This is a genomic window from Sulfuricurvum sp., assembly GCF_028710345.1.
In the GTDB taxonomy this organism is placed as follows: Bacteria; Campylobacterota; Campylobacteria; order Campylobacterales; family Sulfurimonadaceae; genus Sulfuricurvum.
The window spans coordinates 24,613-40,022 of the sequence record NZ_JAQTUH010000003.1 but is presented as its reverse complement, the minus strand read 5'-3'; the positions used below and the strand labels follow the sequence as shown (position 1 = coordinate 40,022).

At 40.2% G+C, this 15,410-nt stretch carries 14 protein-coding genes; 13 read left to right on the top strand and 1 reads right to left on the bottom strand.

Annotated elements, in window-relative coordinates; genetic code table 11:
* The first annotated feature begins 32 nt into the window (after positions 1–32).
* Complete coding sequence (locus PHC76_RS04755) at positions 33–875, top strand: peptidyl-prolyl cis-trans isomerase (RefSeq protein ID WP_299970581.1); 843 nt, start codon at positions 33–35, stop codon at positions 873–875.
* 56 nt (positions 876–931) lie between these two features.
* Here PHC76_RS04755 and fbaA read toward each other — a convergent pair whose 3' ends face one another.
* Entirely contained in the window at positions 932–2,014 is a 1,083-nt protein-coding gene (gene fbaA, locus PHC76_RS04750; protein WP_299970584.1) for a class II fructose-bisphosphate aldolase, read from the bottom strand.
* 127 nt (positions 2,015–2,141) lie between these two features.
* Between fbaA and PHC76_RS04745 the strand changes: the two genes are divergently transcribed.
* From PHC76_RS04745 to PHC76_RS04690, 12 genes are all read left to right on the top strand, one after another.
* Positions 2,142–3,500, top strand: a complete 1,359-nt coding sequence (locus PHC76_RS04745; protein WP_299970586.1) for a M23 family metallopeptidase — start codon at positions 2,142–2,144, stop codon at positions 3,498–3,500.
* 61 nt (positions 3,501–3,561) lie between these two features.
* Positions 3,562–5,148, top strand: a complete 1,587-nt coding sequence (locus PHC76_RS04740; RefSeq protein WP_299970589.1) for a methyl-accepting chemotaxis protein — start codon at positions 3,562–3,564, stop codon at positions 5,146–5,148.
* Positions 5,149–5,207: 59 nt separating this feature from the next.
* Positions 5,208–5,717, top strand: coding sequence for a shikimate kinase (locus PHC76_RS04735; protein ID WP_299970592.1), 510 nt, complete (start codon positions 5,208–5,210; stop codon positions 5,715–5,717).
* On the top strand, positions 5,714–6,133 hold the full coding sequence (locus tag PHC76_RS04730) for a thioredoxin family protein (protein ID WP_299970595.1): 420 nt from the start codon (positions 5,714–5,716) through the stop codon (positions 6,131–6,133). Before PHC76_RS04735 ends, PHC76_RS04730 begins: the two co-directional genes overlap by 4 nt.
* A gap of 8 nt (positions 6,134–6,141) precedes the next feature.
* Positions 6,142–7,434 (top strand): histidinol dehydrogenase, encoded by a 1,293-nt coding sequence (gene hisD / locus PHC76_RS04725; RefSeq protein ID WP_299970598.1) that lies wholly within the window; start codon positions 6,142–6,144, stop codon positions 7,432–7,434.
* A 202-nt stretch (positions 7,435–7,636) separates the two neighbouring features.
* Positions 7,637–8,275 carry a 4Fe-4S dicluster domain-containing protein gene (locus PHC76_RS04720; protein ID WP_299970599.1) on the top strand — a complete coding sequence of 213 codons (639 nt, stop codon included), beginning with the start codon at positions 7,637–7,639 and terminating at the stop codon, positions 8,273–8,275.
* The gene (gene nrfD, locus PHC76_RS04715; RefSeq protein WP_299970601.1) at positions 8,275–9,174 is read left to right on the top strand and encodes an NrfD/PsrC family molybdoenzyme membrane anchor subunit; all 900 of its coding nucleotides are present in this window, start codon (positions 8,275–8,277) and stop codon (positions 9,172–9,174) included. The genes PHC76_RS04720 and nrfD overlap by 1 nt, the downstream gene beginning before the upstream one ends.
* An 11-nt stretch (positions 9,175–9,185) precedes the next feature.
* On the top strand, positions 9,186–12,578 hold the full coding sequence (locus tag PHC76_RS04710) for a molybdopterin-dependent oxidoreductase (protein WP_300209873.1): 3,393 nt from the start codon (positions 9,186–9,188) through the stop codon (positions 12,576–12,578).
* A gap of 93 nt (positions 12,579–12,671) precedes the next feature.
* On the top strand, positions 12,672–13,289 hold the full coding sequence (locus tag PHC76_RS04705; protein ID WP_299973977.1) for a molecular chaperone: 618 nt from the start codon (positions 12,672–12,674) through the stop codon (positions 13,287–13,289).
* Entirely contained in the window at positions 13,286–14,386 is a 1,101-nt protein-coding gene (locus tag PHC76_RS04700) for a 4Fe-4S binding protein (RefSeq protein ID WP_299973974.1), read from the top strand. Before PHC76_RS04705 ends, PHC76_RS04700 begins: the two co-directional genes overlap by 4 nt.
* Before the next feature lie 92 nt (positions 14,387–14,478).
* Entirely contained in the window at positions 14,479–14,916 is a 438-nt protein-coding gene (locus PHC76_RS04695; protein WP_299973971.1) for a hypothetical protein, read from the top strand.
* A complete protein-coding gene (locus PHC76_RS04690; protein WP_299973968.1) occupies positions 14,913–15,407 on the top strand; it encodes a hypothetical protein in 495 nt (164 codons plus the stop codon). Before PHC76_RS04695 ends, PHC76_RS04690 begins: the two co-directional genes overlap by 4 nt.
* The last annotated feature ends 3 nt before the right edge of the window (positions 15,408–15,410 follow it).

The following is a 15,410-nucleotide window of genomic DNA, read 5'->3' as shown; positions in this document are numbered from 1 at the left end:
ATTCCAACAATCGAAACCATACAAGGAATACAATGAGACGACAATTTACGATTTGGGCACTGGGAGTTTTATTGAGTGCATCATTTGCAAACGCAGCTGTATTAGCAACAGTAAATGGGGCAAATATCACATCCGATGAGGTCAACAATGTTCTTATGGAAGGGACTCAAGGTCGTTTTGATTCTCTCCCTTCAGATAAACAAAATGAATTGCGTCAACGAATTATCGAGGGGATGATCGCCCAAGAGCTTGTATTTGATGATGCAAAAAAAAGCGGTATTTTGGAATCCAAAGAGTTTAAATCTGAATACCAAAAACTTGCAGACCGAATGAAAACGCAGCTTGCAGCAAAGGTATGGGAACAACAACAATTTGATACAATCAAAGTTGATCCAAAAGAGGTTAAAGATTATTATGATAAAAACCCAGATGAATTTGTTGATAAAGAAAAAGTACATGCGCGCCATATTCTAGTTAAAACAACAGAAGAAGCTGATGCAGTTATTAAAAGTATGAAAGGCTTAAGCGGTGATAAGCTCAAAACAGAGTTTATCGCGCAAGCAAAATCTAAATCAACTGGTCCAAGTGCAGCTAAAGGTGGTGATTTAGGTTATTTCCCACGCGGACAAATGGTTCCATCTTTTAATGATGCTGTATTTGCTATGAAAGAGGGGACGATTTCATCAGATCCGGTTCAAAGTCAATTTGGATACCATGTTATCTATCTTGAAGATAAGGTTGTAGCGAAAAAAATGAGTTTCGAGGAAGTCAAAAACTTTATTGAACAACGTTTGAAAATGGATAAGTTTAAGGCGTTCATGGAGAAAAAAATGGCAACACTTAAATCAAAAGCAAAAATTACTTACGCAAAATAATAGAGAACATCTTCGTTATATTCCCGATTAAATCGGGAATGTAGTACTTAATATACTTAATTTCTATCTATCGCATTCAAATCTTCAAACGCTATTTTTACACGATTAATCAATGTTTTTTGCCCTGCTTGTAGCCATTTACGTGGATCATAATATTTTTTATTTGGTTTCTCTTCACCCTCTGGGTTTCCGATTTGCCCTTGGAGATAATCTTTGTATTTTTCATAATAATCTTTTACCCCTTCCCAGGTTGCCCATTGGGTGTCGGTATCGAGATTCATTTTGATGACGCCATAGCTAATCGCTTCACGAATTTCAGCGAGGGTAGAACCTGATCCACCATGAAATACGAAGTTCACCGGTTTAGAAGATATCGTATTAAATTTTTCTTGGATGTATTTTTGAGAGTTATTGAGGATGATTGGGGTGAGTACGACATTACCCGGTTTGTAGACGCCATGAACGTTACCGAATGATGCTGCTACAGTAAAGTTTTCACTCACTGCCATTAATTTTTCATACGCATAAGCGACATCTTCAGGTTGAGTATAGAGGAGGGCATTATCAATATTGGTGTTATCGACGCCGTCTTCTTCTCCACCGGTGACACCAAGTTCAATCTCCAATGTCATCCCGATTTTAGCCATCCGTTTCATGTATTCTACACATGTAGCGACATTTTGTTCCAAACTCTCTTCAGAGAGATCGAGCATATGGGAACTAAAGAGGGGTTTACCGGTTTGTGCAAAATGTTTTTCTCCTGCATCGAGGAGGGCATCAATCCATGGGAGAAGATGACGTGCGGCATGGTCGGTATGTAGCACAACAGGTAGTCCGTAAGCTTCTGCCATCATATGGACATGCATTGCTCCACTGATTGCTCCGGCAATCGCCGCTTTTTCGTTTTCGTTACTTAACCCTTTTCCGGCATAATAGCTTGCGCCGCCGTTAGAAAATTGGATAATTACTGGAGAATTAACCAGCTTTGCTGCTTCGAGAACCCCATTGATTGAATCGGTTCCGACAACATTAACCGCAGGAAGGGCATACCCCTCTTCTTTGGCAATAGCAAAAAGGGTTTTTAAATCCTCACCGAAAACAACACCGGGCTTGATAGATTCTAATATACGCTTGGACATGAATACCTCATGGTTTGGAATAAAATATCTTTTATTATAGCAAGGTTGAGCCTAGTTGTACTTTAGGTATGTTAAAATAGAGATGATAATTAATGAGAAACATTATTTTAAAAAAGGGTTAAAACGAGTGAAAATATTATGTTTACTATCTGTGAGTATCTTATTATGTGCACAAACTCCATTACCTTTTGATACACTCGCTGAACCTTTAAAAAATGATTCTACCAAACTGGCACATTTAAATGAAATTTATTTAGAGGCGGATGAGCCTCGTATTGTCGAAAATTTTTGTTCGGATGTTCAACATACACTCTCTCTTGGTGAAGAGATTGCATCAAAACCTGATGCTGAAGTGTTAAACAATTATCTCATTAAATTACGTTCACTCTCCAAGCGACAAGAAGAAATTCATTGGCTTTACCAAAAATCTTTATTAAACGCTATTGTGGCAAATGATAAACAAAAATTTGCCCATCTTGCCACTATAGAATTAGAACCATTGCATCAACCTCGAGTACGTTCGGAAGCAATTGCTTTTTACCAAAAAAATTTTTCAGGTCAACCGATTAAAACGCTTGATTCTCTTTGCAAAGAAGAAGCTATTGAAGCTAAAAGTATTCAATTCGCAATAGAGCAGGAAAAAGCGTACGAGGAGCATCTTAAAACTTTGAACCGTGCAGATGCTTCCAAGATTAAACGAGGTGTTACTATCGGCTCTCGAAACAGTGTTATTGTGGTAGAGGAGATGGGAAAAAATGGTGAAATTATTTTTGAAGCGGAAAACTTAAACCCATTTATGGTCACTCTTGCGTTAGATTTTGACACATTGGATAATCTAAAAGCCGATAAATCTCTTCCGTTATACGTCGAATTAGCAGGAAAATCCAAAAAAGAGATTGTGAGATTGGCCCCTATTACACTAAATGGACGAACCAATCACGTCGCATCGTATGGATGGGTAAAAGGGTCTGCATTTGCTCAACATGATGATAATTATATATATGCTCTCCCGTTTACTAAAGGCTCTACCGTACGGGTATCACAAGGGTACAATGGTGGATTTTCACATAAAGGTCTCTCAGCTTATGCGGTTGATTTCTCACTTCCAATAGGAACTCCTGTGTATGCCGCGCGAGAAGGTGAAGTGGTTGGAATAGATGTGAGTAGTAATTATGGTGGAGCATCGCCAGCATATCGAGCTTATATGAATTATGTCAATATACGCCATTCCGATGGGACATTAGGGAATTATTATCATCTAAAATATGGTGGAACAGTAGTAAAAATAGGGGATAAAGTTACCAAGGGACAACTGATAGCGTATTCGGGAAATACAGGTTATACCACCGCACCACATTTACATTTTAGTGTGAGTAAAGTGGACCCCGTATCGATGCGTCGTCCGATGAATTTACCCATAAAAATGCAAACTCTACAAGGAATCGTCACAAATCCTCACGAAGGGGAATATTATACGGTACAATAAAGGTCATAATTATGGTTACAATTGTGTACAATAATCAATAAGGAAAATTTGGAGAATAGTCATGTTTGAAACAGTAAAATCAAAAATCATTTTTACAACGTTAATGTTTAGCTTTTTGGGGTTAGGGGCTATATATTGGTATTTAACCTCCACATTTCATAATTTTTCGAACGATACGGCAAAACGTTCTTTGACGATGTTGAGTCAGTCGATTTTCCAAACAATGTCGGGAAGTATGCTAGCGGGTGACCCGAAGGTGGTTGCTGAGGCAATTTCTCATGCCCAAGAGATAGAGGGGATTAAAAATCTGAAAATCGAAAAATCTCAAGCCGTGATTGATTTATTTGGATTGGACGCTAAATTTAGTGATGAGCCGATGGTTCAAGCAATCTTTAAAAACAAAAAACCAGAAGTGATTGAAAACACCGATGGAATGCATACGATTCGCTTATTACAGCCACTTATTGCAGAAGATAAATGTATAGCCTGTCATACAAATCTCCAAAAAGGGGATGTAATAGGGGTGATGGATTTGGTGGTTTCACTCGAAAAAAATGATGAAGAGATCAATAAAACCCAAACAATTTTATTAATTGCTCTTAGTATAGTTGTTATTATTTTTGTATCTGTGCTCAATATTTTCTTTGGAAAAGAGGTTTTAATGCCTCTAACGGGTTTACGTAAGCGTATATCTGAATTAGTAAGTGGGGACAAAGATCTTACTGCACGGCTTGAAGTAGTCAAAAAAGATGAGTTTTCCCAAGCAGCAAAAGCGGTTAATAATTTTGTAGAGATGGTTCAAGGAACAGTAAACGAAGTTAAAGCGCTCGGGAAGCAAAATATGAGCATTGCTTCAGCGATTACAAATGCAACTCAAAATATTTTGGTTGGTGTTGCTAAAGAGCGTACGATTGTTGAGGCTACCACGCTAAAAAGTCAATCAATCAAAGAAATCCTTTCAGCGGCTATTACGGTTTCAGAACGGACACAAAATAATATTACCAATGCAAATCGAGAGCTCATAACCGCTAAAGGTGCACTGGATAGTTTGGTTTATGAGGTTGAGGGATATATACAAACCGAAAATGAGACTTCTCATCGATTAATGGGACTTCGTGATGATGCTGATCAAGTAAAAAGTGTTTTGAGTGTGATTAAAGATATTGCCGATCAAACCAATCTCCTTGCGTTAAATGCTGCTATTGAAGCAGCGCGTGCAGGCGAGCATGGACGAGGATTTGCCGTTGTTGCGGATGAAGTACGAAAACTGGCTGAGAGAACCCAAAAAAGTTTAAATGAGATCGAAGTGAGTGTGAATACTATTGTTCAGTCGATTAATGATGTGAGCGATACGATTAGCGAAAATGCAACAAGTATGAATGCATTGACCAGTATCTCTCATGAAGTAGAAAGCAAAATATCAGCTACCTCTATGGAGATGGAAAATTCTGTATCTATTGCGCAAAAATCGTATAAAGATTCGATCGAAATGGTCGAAAACATTGAATGGATCATTGCTCAAATTTCTCAAATAAATGATGTCTCTGAATCGAATAAAATAAGTGTTGAAAATATTGAAGGGGATTCTGAGAAGCTTTTAAGTGTCGCAAAATCGCTTCAAGCGCATATTGATGAATTTAAAAGCTAGACGTGACTAAGTTAGCCTATGCTATGATTGCGTTATTAGACTTTTAACTTTGGAACGTTATGAAAAATATTGTATTAATTGGGTTTATGGGTGTCGGTAAAGGCTCAGTTGCGAGAGCTATGGTCAAACGGAGTAAATTTATTGCACTTGATACCGATGATATTATTGAAAGCATTGAAAATCGTCCCATAAAAAAAATATTTGCCGAAGAGGGCGAAGAGTATTTTCGTAACTTAGAGAGAAAAACAGCCCGTTGGCTAAAAAAAAGTGTTGAAAATACGATTATCTCTACGGGTGGAGGTTTTTATAAGGTTCCTGCATTGCGAAAAGTAGGGACAATCGTATTGTTAAATGCCCCTTTTGATACAATTTATGAACGAATTTTATCTCATGTAGATGCACCAAAAAAGTTGAAAAAGCGACCACTTTTGCAAGATCTTGAAAAAGCGCGTGCATTATACGAAGAGAGGCTTCCTCAGTACTTAAAAGTAGCAAACATTGTTATCGATGTGAGTAATAAAGAGATAGATTCTATCGCTAAAGAGATTCTAAAAAAGGTCAAAAAATGAAAAAATTAGTATTGCTTTTTTTACTAGTTGCTAGCACAATGGTTGCGGATGGGATTAAATGGCAAAAAGATTATGCCACGGCACTTCAAAGTGCAAAAAAACTCCATAAGCCAATGATGTTTATTATCTCTAGTCACAGCTGTCACTATTGTGTTCAGTTGGAAAATACGACACTCAAAGATCCGAAGGTGATTCAAAAGCTTAATGCTGAGTATATTCCTACTATCGTTTATGTTGACGAATCTCCTATCTTCCCAAGAGATTTATACGTGGGTGGAACACCGGCAACATGGTTTATATCAAGCAATGGAGATCCGATGTTTGAACCGTTGATGGGGGCAGTAGGAAGTGAAGATTTTCTCAAAGCGCTTACTATAGTCACACAAGAATACAAAAAAAGTTCAGTAAAAAAATAGAGGATTATATGGTAACAATTCAAACAAGCGATACACATTTTGAGGCTGTATTTGACGAACTATTAAATCGCGGTAAGATGGATATGGAGCATGTCTCTTCTATCGTCAAGGGGTTGATAGATGAGATTCGTTCCGATAAAGATGATGCTTTGATTCACCATATTACAAAATTCGATCGGTGGACACCTGAGAGTGGAGAAGCCTTACGAATTTCGACAATAGATATGAAAAATGCTTACGATGAACTCGATGCACCATTAAAGTCAGCACTCCATTTGGCGTATGATCGAATTCGTGCCTACCATGAAAAACAACTTCCGCGTAGTTGGTTTGATACTGAAGCAAACGGGACGATATTGGGGCAAAAAGTAACTCCAGTCGATCGGGCAGGTCTCTATATTCCTGGAGGTAAAGCTGCATATCCGAGTTCATTGTTGATGAATGTGATTCCTGCACAAGTGGCGGGAGTAGAGCAAATCATTGTCTGTACACCAACCCCTGATAATGAGCCCAATGCACTTCTTTTGGCGGCGTGCCATCTGTGTGGTGTTTCGGAAGTCTTTAAGGTCGGCGGGGCAAGTGCGATAGCTGCAATGGCATATGGGACACAAACTATCCCCAAAGTGGATGTGATTACGGGACCGGGAAATATTTTTGTTGCGACGGCGAAAAAGATGGTGTTTGGGGAAGTGAACATTGATATGATTGCAGGACCAAGTGAAATTGGTGTTTTAGCGGATGATTCGGCAAACCCGAATCACATTGCAATTGATTTACTCTCTCAAGCCGAACACGATGAGATGGCAAGTTCTATCTTGATTACCCCCTCACAAAAATTTGCGGATGCGTGTGCGATAGAGATTGAAAATTGGTTACAACAACTCCCTCGTGAAGAGATAGCACGTAAATCGATTAATGAGCGTGCCGCTATTATTGTGACTCAAAATATGGATGAAGCGGTAAAACTAATGAACTGTATTGCTCCAGAACATCTTGAGGTAGCAACAAATAACCCTTTTGAGTTATTAGCATCGATTAAACATGCTGGAGCAATCTTTTTAGGTCATTATACTCCTGAAGCGATTGGTGATTATGTTGCCGGTCCAAATCACACGTTGCCAACCGGTGGGACTGCTAAATTTTACTCACCGTTAGGTGTTGAAAATTTTATGAAAAAATCTTCTATTATTGCGTTTTCAAAACAAGGGATTCATGAAATCGGCGAAGCGTGTGCTTTGATTGCACATACTGAAGGTCTCGGTGCCCACGAAGCATCGGTCAGATGCCGTTTAGAGGATTAATTCCTCTCCTCCACATTTATTTGTTACCATTATGTAACCTTCTCCTCTTTTATTAAGATTTTGTCAAAAATTCGTCACTTATTTAGTTTTCATTAAAGCTATTTTAGCTACTATCAATACAGCATTAATGCCGTTATAACTCCATTATAACGGTGCTAAATAATTATTATTGTATTACACAATAGGAATTCAAGGAGAATATATGCAGTTGGGCTTCTTGGTAGACCTTCACCTTTGTATGGGGTGTAAGGGCTGTGAGATCGCATGTAAAGTGGAAAATGAGGTTCCCCTTTCTACATGGCGTTTACGTGTTAAATATATAGATGTAGGATCGTTTCCGGAAACGAAGCGGACCTTTACACCGCTTCGCTGTAACCATTGTGCAAATGCACCGTGTGAACGCATTTGTCCGGTTAGTGCATTGCACTATCTTGAGAATGGAATTGTAAATATTGATAAAGAGCGTTGTATTGGTTGTGCCGGTTGTATTATGGCATGTCCTTACGGTGCTATCTATATCGATCCACAAACACAAACAGCGGATAAATGTACCTATTGTGCTCACCGTATAGCGAGTTCTATGATGCCATCGTGTGTGGTTGCATGTCCGGTAGAAGCAAATATTTTTGGTGATTTGGATGATCCGACTTCGAATATCAGCAAATACATTCAACAACATCAAGGTGATGTTCAAGTGCGTAAACCTGAAAAAGGGACCGATCCACACCATTTTTACGTTGGTGGAGGAAATGTAACATTGAACCCATTGGCATCGTTCCGTGGCGAGGGGCATAATCTCTTTAACAAGCTTACCCATCTTCCACTAGGAGGTCATCACTAATGGCACATGAAATGATTGCAGCAACGAATGCTATCGTTGTTTTAGACGTCGCACTTCCGGGTATTGTATGGGGATGGATTATCACCATGAATATGTGGGCGAAAAGTATCGGTACCGGTATTATTTTTCTCACATTCTTCTTGTTGAAAAAATATCCTGAACAAACAGGCTTTATACGTTTTCCTGCCGTAATGGTATCAATCGTATTTATTCACCTTTTCTTATTTTTTACGGTTATTGATTTGCATCAAATGTTCCGTTTTTGGCACATCTTTTTCTATCCTCATTTAACATCGGCAATCACCGTTGGTGCATGGATGGCGACAGGGTTTGTAGGGCTCATTTTGGGTATGGCGTATTTCATTTTTATGAAAAAAGATGTTGCGATGTACGATAAATTGTTGAACTACACTGTTTTGTTGGCGATTCCGGTAACGTTGTATACGGCAGGATTGATGGCTGAATCAACTGCGCGTGAGTTGTGGCAAATGCCAACAGAATCAGCGCAAATGATTTTAGCCGCTCTTTTGGCGGGATCAGCTACGATGATTTTATTGGGTGGCAATAAATTTGATAATACTATCAAAAAAGATCTTGGAATTATTCTAGGATTGAGTGCGTTTGCCTCTTTTATCCTTTACATGTCAGAGTACATCTTTGGCGGAATGAAAGCTGAAGAAGTTCAAGCGACATTGGAAGCTATCAAAGGTGGTCAATACACCATTATGTTTTGGATCGGTCAAGTGATGGCGTTTATCGTTCCGATGGTTTTGGTGTGTTTGAGCATCAAAAAAGAGTCTTATTATTTGTTGAAAATCGCTGCTGTATCAGCATTGATCGGTTTATGGGTGGCTAAACACGTTTGGCTTGTTATCCCACAATTGTTAAACATGAGCTAAAGAGGTAAATGATGTATTTAGAAAGCAGAAGAACATTTTTAAAGGGTGCGGCATTTACCGTAGCCGGCGCAGCGATTGCAAAAGGGGTTTTTACAACCGATGCTGTAGCTGAATCAATCGAAAAAAGTAAATTTACCAATACTCCGGATACGTTATCGTTTTATCCTCCACTCGATCAATGGGATCATTTCCAAGAGCTTGATGGGACAGATTGGAAACGTGGTGGTATTAAACGTCACGGTGTCCAAAGTGAAGAGAATCCAGATGGTATTTTAGTGCATGACTATATGGTTATTCCGACAGCATGTTCGAACTGTGAAGCTTCGTGCGGATTGACGGCATGGGTGGATAAGAAAACATTGACGGTTCGTAAATATATGGGGAATCCATTGCATCCTGGCTCACGCGGACGTAACTGTGCCAAAGGGTATGCTGTACAATCACAAATGTATGACCCAGACCGTATCCCATTCCCACTCAAACGCGCTCCTGGTTCAAAACGGGGTGAAGGTAAATGGATTCGTACGACGTGGGATGAGGCGATGACCACAATCGGTAAAAAGATGGGAGATACGATCCGAATCGGAGATGAACTCTCTAAAAAATCGGTAATGTATCACGTCGGTCGCCCGAATGAAAACGGTTTTGTTCCGAAAGTTTGGGAGAGTTTGGGTCTTGATTCGTATAACTCTCATACTAATATCTGTTCGGCTAACGGTCGCACCCCGTCAATTCATTTTATCAATGATGACCGTACCAGTCCGGATTGGGGAAATGCTAAGCTCATTTTCCTCAACTCATCGCATGCAGCTGATGCAGGGCACTATTTTGCCCAAGCGGCAGCGTATATTGCCGATGCACGTAAAAAAGGTGCGAAAATGGTCGTTATGGACCCGCGCCTCTCTAACTCTGCAGGGATTGCTGATCTTTGGTTGGCACCATGGCCGGGAACTGAATCGGTTATTTATCTCTATTTAGCAAGTCGTATTTTGAATGACAATTTGGTGAATAAAGCGTTTGTTAAACGTTGGTTTAACTGGGATACGCTGATGAAAGATACCGACTATTTGAATTATATGGTAGAGAAAACGTATATTTCGAAAGTTCCGGAAGGGCGTGATTTTGAGAGCTATTTAGAGCTTCTCAAAGAGATGTATGCACCGTATACACTTGAATTTGCAGTAAAAGAGACCCATATTCCGGCATACAAACTCGAAAAACTCTATGAGATGTTTATTTGGGCAGAAGATGCAATCTCTACGTATGTTTGGCGCGCAACAGCTGCGGGTAACCGTGGTGGATGGATGGCCGGTAAATCGGTATTCTTTGTCACTGCTCTACGTGGAGCAATCGGAAATGTCGGTGGAACCGGTTGGTACCACTGGCACGATATCGCTGTCGGTGGAAAAGGGGGAAGTTCTACTGTCGGTCAAGGTAAATCGGGTAAAGACGTTCCAAAAGTAAAAGCATGGAATGAGCTTACTTGGCCACCTGAATGGCCGCTTTCAACCTATGAGATGTCATTCTTGCTTCCTCACCTATTGAGTGACAAAGAGTGGCAGAAAAAATGGAATGATCGAGGGTTACAAGTACCATCTAAACTTTCAGTTTATGCACCACGTATGTACAATCCGGTGTGGATTAATCCAGATGGATTCCGTTGGATAGAAGTGTTGAAAAACGAAGAAATCATGGAATTGAGTTTCAATCTCTCTCCTGTATGGTCTGAGACAAACTGGTATATGGACTATGTTCTCCCTGTAGGGCTTGCGGGAGAGCGTCATGACCAACATTCCGAGGCAACTCTTCCTGCGCGATGGACAACGTTTCGTCAACCGGTATTGCGCGTAGCACTCGAAAAATCGGGATGGAAACCAAAAAATCCTAACCGTGCAACGCTCGAAGCGCATATTAAAGCAGGTCTTGGTGAAGTGTGGGAAGAGAATGAATTCTGGTTCCAATTGTGTACCGATTTTATTGATCCTGATGGTAGTTTGAATATCAAAAAAATGTGGGAGTCTAAACGTCATCCAGGTAAACCGGTCACAATCGCTGAATGGTATGATGCGGCGTTCGGTGACAACTTGCCGAAGCTTTATGAGACGGTTATGAATGATGACCGTTATGTAAAAGAAGAGTTCCCTGTGTATTCTTATATGCGCGATCACGGTGTATGGCTCGAAGAAGATAAAATCTACAGTGTTCAAGAGCGTGAACTCAAAATCGAAGAGGGGAAAGTAGAATCCTATGAGCATAAATTTGATGCAGGCTCAATGAGTGTTGATGGAGACGGTATTATCTCTGCGGTCAATGATCACGGTGAATCGAAAAAAATCGGTATTATGATGGATGGCAAAAGACTCCAAGGATATACCACTCCAACCCGTAAGTTGGATGTTTATACCCAATGGGTAGCTAAAGATTGGAAGTGGCCGGAATACGCGATGGCAATCTATCCGCGTAATGACAAAGAGAAAGAGGAGATGGTTCATGTCCTTTCTCATGTCAACCATTTCTATATGAAAGAGGATAACTCGTTTGCCCTTAATACGGTATTCCGTTTACCGTACAACATTCACACCCGTTCTGCGAACTCCAAACACCTAATGGAGATCAGCCAAAACCATGACCCGATCTGGATCAGTACGGGGGATGCTAAGCGTCTTGGATTTAAACGTGGTGATGCTATCCGTGTTAAAATCGTTGATACGGTTTCAGGATTGGAGAGCGGACATTTCGTTGCTATGGCGGTTCCGACAGAGGGAGTTCTTCCTGGAACGCTCGCGTGTTCACACCATGGTGGGCGTTGGAAACTTACCAATGCGGTTACTATTCCTAATGGTGTTAGTGATGGTAAAGTAGCAACCGGTGCTGCTCCGCGTGATTTGAGTAACAAAGAGTTCCTTAAAGAATCTCCGGACAATGTCGGTAAAGCAGGGGCGCAAACGAAGATTGATGATTACAGCGGAACAGCCGGTATCAATAGCTTCGGGGTTCCTGTTGCTGAGATTCAAATGGACGGTAAAGTGGGTAAACTCAAATACGTTGAGGGGATTAAAGGGTTTAAAGCAGAACGCTTCCCTGAATATAATCGTGATTCTGAAAACGTATGGTGGGATGGGCTTTCAGGTTCATGGCAAAATGCCGTTGCAGCACCACATCCTGATCCAGTTTCGGGAATGCACTGCTGGCACCACAAAGTATTACTAGAACCAGCACAAGCGGGTGATAAAATCGGTGATATTTTTGTCAACTATGACAATAATCTTAAAGTGTATCAAGCATGGAGAGATAAGCTTTCACGCGGGTTGGATTCTAACTCTAAACTCCGTCGTCCTCGCCACATCTTCCGACCTTGGGTTAAACTTGACCCATCGTCATACGATGTAACAATCAAGGGATAATTTCCTCACTTCTCTTTCTAATAGGGAGTTCTAAAGGGCTTTTCAGCCCTTTTAGTTACAATCTCGTAATCAATCATTAAAGGTCAACATATTATGGATGAGATCATTGCACGAAGCAATAACTATGCACTCCTTTCACGAATACTTCTCCAAGAGTTAGATACCGATATTTTAGAGACGTTAAATAGCGATCCGATAATTTTAGAGTTTCTCCCCCATTGGCATGATTGGGAAGTGCGTCTGAGCACTCCTCCTCAAAAACTTTTAGAAGAGTATTTGAATCCCGATTTTACAAATTTGGCTATTTTACATCTAGTGCCGTATGAAACGTTTTATACACGTGAAGATCAAATGATCGAAACGGGTGGTGCTAATCCGGTAACTGACATGTACAGCGCGTACGATTTTATCGTCGATTACGAAGTCGCACGAGTTGTTTCTGCCGATCATATCGGAATAGAGATGGAATTTATGCACCATTTAGTTCAAGCAGAACTGAAAGCTTTTCAAGAAAACGATAGCGATGCGGTTAAAGAGCTTCAAGCAGTGCAACATACTTTTTTAAACAAGCATCTTTTGCAGTGGGCACCATTGTATCTTATTAATATGAAGTATGAGGCACGTACACCACTCTATTATGATGTGGCGGAGATGGCATTGGAGTTTATCCTCTCCGATAATGAGATGTTGAGCACCAGCACTATCGGATGAGTTTTTTAATCCTCTCTCCACAAAGTTGTGTACGGGCATTGAGTGTTAACTCTGCATGCCTGCATTGTGAAACTTCGTGCCCTGTTAATGCTATTGTGATATCTGAGAGGCTACCCTCGATTAATCAATCACAGTGTGTCGGGTGTGGAGGATGTGTTGCGGTGTGTCCCACTGAGGCATTGAAACTCGATGATTTCGACCCGAATGAGCTGTTTTTTTCATTGGTGTCACAGGACGAAATCATCCTATCCTGTCAAAAAAATGTGCCGTGTCTTGCATCGATGAGTCCTGAGCAGTTGATTGCACTTGCACAATTAAAAGGTGATATCGTATGTGATATTGGGCATTGTCATCAGTGTGCTATTGGGGAGAAGGTTTTGCACCATTTTTATCCAATGATAGAGGATGTAAACTATCTGCTCGAAGCAACACAGTGCAGTTCTCAGGTGCTAACCAAAGAGATTGCCTACAAAGAAGAGGAACTAGGTGTAGAAGTCGGTCGTCGTGATTTTTTTAAAACATTTCATCTTAAAAAGATTGGATCTATCAAAGGGGACTTTGAGAAAGAGGTGCAAAAATCTACCGATGAATTTGTTACTTATACGACAGACAGTTCTCATACAGCATTACTGCGGGCAAAAAAAATAACGGACCGAAGAAAACTTTTTTTTACTGCGATAAAACGCTCAAGTGAACCAACAATTTTTCATGTTGTGGATAGTACAAAAATGAGCTTCACATCGCAAAAACTGTTGGATGAATCAAAATGCACTGCGTGTCAAATGTGCTATCGTATTTGCCCAACAGCGGCATTGAGTTCAGATGTGCGTAATTCTAAAATCGATTTTGACCCTTTTTTATGTATCAAATGCCATCTATGCCATGATGTCTGTGAAACTGATGCGATTACCTTATCCTCATCATACAATTTAAAAGAGTGGTACGCCCCAACAGTTCAAAATTTAGTTACGTATTTGGTGCGTCCGTGTGATGAATGCGGTGGATTATTTAGCTCTGTTGCAGGCGAGAAAATATGCCGTCGCTGTCAACTTGAAGAGGAAGAAGCATTAGAATTGTGGGGATTAAATGAAAAATAAAGCACACCAGTGTGCGTGGGCACTCTGCCAAAGAGAACTCAGCGTTAGCGTAGCCAAGATGGGCTTTGCTCATTTGGCGTTAGGAATATGATATGATGAACAACGATAATAGTATAACAACGGAGACTAAGTTGTATGGGTTTATTGGTGAGGAGGCGCATAAAAATCGTTTTTCCGCTACGGTCAATAAACTGTTTAAGGCGAATAATATTAATGCGATGGTCATACCGATGAATATCCGTCCTGATGATTTGGTATTTACCATTTCACAGATGCGCAGTTCCAAACTTAACGGTGCTGTCATTTCGAGAGAATATCAAGAGGAGGCGTTTGCATTACTTGATCGCTCTTTGAATGATGCTAACGATGAGGATATATGTGATTTTATCGAGATTGTGGATGGGTTATTAGTGGGTGATTTAATTGCAGAGCGTGCTTTAGTGAAATACTCGAATGACTTTGAAGAGGATATTGCGATGCACTCAATGGCACGCTATTTTTATGAATTAATAACGGGAGAAATGAAATGAAAACAAGTGATTTTAGCGATTTAAGAGCTGAATTTGATGCGTTTGTACGGGAAAAATGTGATACTGAGAGTTGTGATACTTCTAGCGATGAGAACAGTGAAGAAAATCAATATGTACCAGGGTTTGTTGATGAGTTAGGAGATAAATTACTTGCTCCGTATCATAGCGGTGTCTATTTGTCTCGTATGGATATTAAACGGGTTGCTGAGGCGATTGATGAATCGATACCGATTAAAGAGCGTAAAAAAATGGTGAAAGCACTTTTTCGTCATACTACTCGTCGTAGTTATCTTCAAGATGCGTTTAATGAATTTAATCGCCATTTCGGAGGACGTATTTTGATTTACACGGAGTTGTCCGAAGCATTTCCTGCCTCAAAACCAATTTTTGATTCCCATATTGCCAAAATTAGAAAAACTCAAAAAATGCTTGATCAGATTGTGATGGATTTCGAAGAGATTGAAGCGACCGATGATCCGATGATGATTTAGAAG

Bases quoted from the DNA above. Each gene is read 5' to 3' on its own strand.
- PHC76_RS04755 (WP_299970581.1), top strand. From the start codon at position 33: ATGAGACGACAATTTACGATTTGGGCACTGGGAGTTTTATTGAGTGCA.
- fbaA (WP_299970584.1), bottom strand. From the start codon at position 2,014: ATGTCCAAGCGTATATTAGAATCTATCAAGCCCGGTGTTGTTTTCGGT.
- PHC76_RS04740 (WP_299970589.1), top strand. From the start codon at position 3,562: ATGTTTGAAACAGTAAAATCAAAAATCATTTTTACAACGTTAATGTTT.
- PHC76_RS04735 (WP_299970592.1), top strand. From the start codon at position 5,208: ATGAAAAATATTGTATTAATTGGGTTTATGGGTGTCGGTAAAGGCTCA.
- PHC76_RS04730 (WP_299970595.1), top strand. From the start codon at position 5,714: ATGAAAAAATTAGTATTGCTTTTTTTACTAGTTGCTAGCACAATGGTT.
- hisD (WP_299970598.1), top strand. From the start codon at position 6,142: ATGGTAACAATTCAAACAAGCGATACACATTTTGAGGCTGTATTTGAC.
- PHC76_RS04720 (WP_299970599.1), top strand. From the start codon at position 7,637: ATGCAGTTGGGCTTCTTGGTAGACCTTCACCTTTGTATGGGGTGTAAG.
- nrfD (WP_299970601.1), top strand. From the start codon at position 8,275: ATGGCACATGAAATGATTGCAGCAACGAATGCTATCGTTGTTTTAGAC.
- PHC76_RS04710 (WP_300209873.1), top strand. From the start codon at position 9,186: ATGTATTTAGAAAGCAGAAGAACATTTTTAAAGGGTGCGGCATTTACC.
- PHC76_RS04705 (WP_299973977.1), top strand. From the start codon at position 12,672: ATGGATGAGATCATTGCACGAAGCAATAACTATGCACTCCTTTCACGA.
- PHC76_RS04700 (WP_299973974.1), top strand. From the start codon at position 13,286: ATGAGTTTTTTAATCCTCTCTCCACAAAGTTGTGTACGGGCATTGAGT.
- PHC76_RS04695 (WP_299973971.1), top strand. From the start codon at position 14,479: ATGATGAACAACGATAATAGTATAACAACGGAGACTAAGTTGTATGGG.
- PHC76_RS04690 (WP_299973968.1), top strand. From the start codon at position 14,913: ATGAAAACAAGTGATTTTAGCGATTTAAGAGCTGAATTTGATGCGTTT.